The sequence below is a fragment of the Streptomyces hirsutus genome, assembly GCF_001418415.1.
GTDB classification, from domain to species: domain Bacteria; phylum Actinomycetota; class Actinomycetes; order Streptomycetales; family Streptomycetaceae; genus Streptomyces; species Streptomyces hirsutus.
Genome location: NZ_LIQT01000367.1, coordinates 1 through 3,917, shown reverse-complemented (window position 1 = coordinate 3,917; position 3,917 = coordinate 1). Strand labels below are relative to the sequence as shown.

Genomic DNA, 3,917 nt, shown 5'->3' with positions numbered 1-3,917 from the left:
GGGCCCCGTCGGCGTCCGTGCGGCCGGGCCGATCCGGGCGGTTCAGCCGAGCGGCAGCGCCGGGGCCGGGAGGGTCCGGGCGGTCTGCACGCCGTCCAGCGGGACGGCGTCGGTCGGCAACGTGCCCTCGGCGGCCTGGGCCGCCACCGGCGCGGCCTGCCCGAGCGCCCGGCCACCGGTGCCGCCCGCGGTCTCGGTGACGGCGTGCGTCGCGTCGTCCACGGTGCCGGTCGCGCCGGCCTGGTCCAGGACGGTCAGACCGCCGACGCTCGGGGTGGCCGGCAGCTCGGGGGCCGCGGTGGCGGAACCGGCCGCACCGACCCCGGCGGCTGCTCCGGCGGCGACGAGCAGCGCGGCACGGGCGATCCGACGGGTCAGGGGGAGGGACATGGTGCTCCTTCGGCGGGAGAGAACGGTGAACGTCCGGCCGGATCCGGTGGTCGATCCACGTCGATCCGATGGGTCTCCGGTGAGCGGGCGCCGGACCCGGACGCAGTGAATACCGCTCGAAGACCGGGAAGGTTGCGGTGGGGCGGCGTAAAGAATGGGCAATGCGTCGCATGATCGGTTACGCCGAAAAGCGGATGAACGGTACACCGTTCGACGGGCTGCCGAATGGTTACAGCGCCCGAGCCCCAAGGAGTACGCCGAACCGGGGGCGAGGACGCGTAAACCCGCTCACCTCGTCAACAGCCGGGCCCTCAGGGCAACCCCCGGGGGTGAGCCATCGGGCAACCGTGCGGAGGGCTGTGCGGGCTGCCGCGCGGGCTGCCGTGCGGTCTATGGCGCGGTCGTGATCCGGACCGCGTCCGCGCCGCCGTCCGCGCCCGCGGAGTTCTTGCCGTCCCCGTCGTCCTCGCCGCCGACCGGGGTCCACCGGCCGCCGCCGTCCCCGGCGGTCCACTCCCGCCCCGCGTACGCCACCCGCTCTATGTGCAGCTCGGAGGCGTTGGCCACGGCCCAGTGCGCGAGCTGCCAGCCCTGCGCCCTGGCCTTCCGGCCCGGGTCCGCCTCGGTGGACACCGGCAGCGTCACGGTCCGCCCGTCGGAGCCGGCGTCGGAGCCGGCGTTGGAGCCGGAGCCGCCGTTTCGGGGAGCGGAGGATGCGGAGCCCGCCGCGTCGCCGACCGCGGCGCCGGCCGGTTTCAGGGCGTCCCGCCCGAAGTCCCGGGCCAGCGCGTCACGTACCGCGTCCGTCCCCGCCGCGCGGGTCGCCGCCGGACGGCCGTCGCAGGTCAGCGTGGCCTCCGAGCTGCCGGTGAGAGCGGCGGCCAGCAGGGTGGCGTCCGGCTCGTGCTTGGCGTACGCCTGCGGGAAGCCGCTGAGCTGCACCCGCTGGGCGGCGACGGTGAGCGGAAGCCGGGTGTACCCCGGCACCTCCTTCAGGCCGTCGTAGAACTTCCCCGCCGAGTACGCCGGGTCCATGATCTCCTCCGGCGTGCCCCAGCCCTGCGAGGGCCGCTGCTGGAAGAGGCCGAGCGAGTCACGGTCCCCGTAGTCGATGTTGCGCAGCGCCGACTCCTGGAGGGCCGTCGCCAGCGCGATCGTCACGGCCCGCTCGGGCAGGTCGCGCACGGTGCCCGCGGCGGCGATCGTCGCCGCGTTCCCCGCCTGCTCGGGCGTGAACGCGTACGTGGCCCCGTCGTCCTTGCCGGACACGACCCGGCAGCCCGGCCCGCTCGTCCCGCCGCCCATGTCGTACCGGACCACCAGGTAGCCGGCGACCCCGAGAAGTACCACGGAGGCCGCTCCGAAGCGGAAGAAGCGGCCCCGACGCTTGGAAGGAAGTGGTGGCTCTGACACGCGTACAAGGTACTGGAGAGTAGGAGCCGTGTGTGCCGGGTGTGGACAGTGTGCCCGGACCAGCGGGTTAGGGTCGTCGGCATGGCCGATACACCGCTTGACCTCACTTCGGACGCGGCACGCCTGACCGCGCGGCTCGTCGACTTCCCCTCCGTCAGCGGCACCGAGAAGCCGCTCGCGGACGCGATCGAATCCGTCCTGCGCACCCTGCCGCACCTCACGGTCGACCGGTACGGCAACAACGTCGTGGCCCGTACGAACCTGGGGCGCGAGGAGCGCGTGATCCTCGCCGGTCACATCGACACGGTCCCGATCGCGGACAACGTCCCCTCCCGGCTCGACGAGGACGGCGTGCTGTGGGGCTGCGGCACCTGCGACATGAAGGCGGGCGTGGCCGTCCAGCTGCGCATCGCGGCCACCGTCCCCGCCCCCAACCGGGACCTCACCTTCGTCTTCTACGACAACGAGGAGGTCGACGCGGACCTCAACGGCCTCAAGCACGTCGCCGAACAGCACCCCGACTGGCTGGAGGGCGACTTCGCGGTCCTCCTCGAGCCCTCCGACGGCCAGGTCGAGGGCGGCTGCCAGGGCACGCTCCGGGTGCTGCTGAAGACCACCGGCGAGCGCGCCCACTCCGCGCGGAGCTGGATGGGCTCCAACGCGATCCACGCGGCGTCCCCCGTCCTCGCCCGCCTCGCCTCCTACGAGCCGCGCCACCCGGTGATCGACGGCCTGGAGTACCGCGAGGGCCTGAACGCGGTGGGCATCTCCGGGGGCGTCGCCGGCAACGTCATCCCCGACGAGTGCGTCGTCACCGTCAACTTCCGCTACGCCCCCGACCGCTCCGAGGCCGAGGCCCTCGCCCACGTCCGCGAGGTCTTCGCGGACTGCGGCGTGAGCGAGTTCGTCGTCGACGACCACAGCGGCGCGGCCCTGCCCGGCCTGTCCCACCCGGCCGCGGCCGCCTTCATCGAGGCGGTCGGCGGCACCCCCCAGCCCAAGTACGGGTGGACGGACGTCTCCCGCTTCTCCGCGCTCGGCATCCCGGCGGTCAACTACGGCCCCGGCAACCCGCACTTGGCGCACAAGCGGGACGAACGCGTCGAGACGGCGAAGATCCTCGCGGGGGAGGAGCGACTGCGGTCCTGGCTGACCGCGTGAGCACGCCACCCCGAGGAGGCGTTTGGAACGCTGTCCTGCGGACATGCTGACGTCCCCCAGACGTAACCCGCGTGGATCTACGCTGAGGTGGAACGACCTCTCCCCGGAATCTCGGCGATCTCCCGAGCCGGGGAGACCGCGAACGGAGGGAGCACACATGGCTACTGGCAACCCCGAGGGCAAGCAGGTCCCACCGGAGGAGCAGCGGCTGGGCCCGGTGCTCCGCAGGCGGGACCAGGTCCAGGCGGGCACCACGGACCAGCGGCTGCTGGACGGGCGTGCCCCCTCGGACTGGGTGCACACCGACCCCTGGCGGGTGCTGCGCATCCAGGGGGAGTTCATCGAGGGGTTCGGCACCCTCGCCGAGCTGCCCCCCGCCATCAGCGTCTTCGGCTCGGCACGCACACCGGTGGACTCGCCGGAGTACGACACCGGCGTCCGGCTGGGCCGGGGCCTGGTCGAGGCGAACTTCGCCGTCATCACCGGCGGCGGCCCCGGCGCGATGGAGGCGGCCAACAAGGGCGCCTGCGAGGCCGGCGGCGTCTCGGTCGGCCTCGGCATCGAGCTGCCCTTCGAGCAGGGGCTCAACAGCTACGTCGACATCGGCCTGAACTTCCGGTACTTCTTCGTCCGCAAGCTGATGTTCGTCAAGTACTCGCAGGGCTTCGTCGTCCTGCCCGGCGGCCTCGGCACCCTCGACGAACTCTTCGAGGCGCTGACCCTGGTCCAGACGCAGAAGATCACCCAGTTCCCCATCGTCCTGTTCGGCACCGCGTACTGGGGCGGCCTGGTCGACTGGCTGCGCAGCACGGTCATCGCCCAGGGCAAGGCGGCTGAGAAGGACCTCCTCCTCTTCCACGTCACGGACGACGTGGACGAAGCGGTGGCCCTGGTGTCCAAGGAAGCGGGCCGCTGACCCGACGACTCCCGGCCCACTGACCTCCCACCCCCCC

4 protein-coding genes are annotated in these 3,917 nt (G+C 72.8%); 2 read left to right on the top strand and 2 right to left on the bottom strand.

Features of this window, described 5'->3' with window-relative positions:
* Positions 1-42: 42 nt before the first annotated feature.
* Positions 43-390, bottom strand: coding sequence for a hypothetical protein (locus tag AOK11_RS26130; RefSeq protein WP_055596174.1), 348 nt, complete (start codon positions 388-390; stop codon positions 43-45).
* A 390-nt stretch (positions 391-780) separates the two neighbouring features.
* Positions 781-1,803 carry a VldE C-terminal domain-containing protein gene (locus tag AOK11_RS26125; protein ID WP_079035091.1) on the bottom strand — a complete coding sequence of 341 codons (1,023 nt, stop codon included), beginning with the start codon at positions 1,801-1,803 and terminating at the stop codon, positions 781-783.
* Between the two features lie 81 nt (positions 1,804-1,884).
* Between AOK11_RS26125 and dapE the strand changes: the two genes are divergently transcribed.
* Positions 1,885-2,964: a succinyl-diaminopimelate desuccinylase gene (gene dapE, locus AOK11_RS26120; RefSeq protein WP_055596172.1), complete on the top strand. Its 1,080-nt coding sequence runs from the start codon at positions 1,885-1,887 to the stop codon at positions 2,962-2,964.
* A 157-nt stretch (positions 2,965-3,121) separates the two neighbouring features.
* Complete coding sequence (locus tag AOK11_RS26115) at positions 3,122-3,880, top strand: LOG family protein (protein WP_055596171.1); 759 nt, start codon at positions 3,122-3,124, stop codon at positions 3,878-3,880.
* Positions 3,881-3,917: the final 37 nt, after the last annotated feature.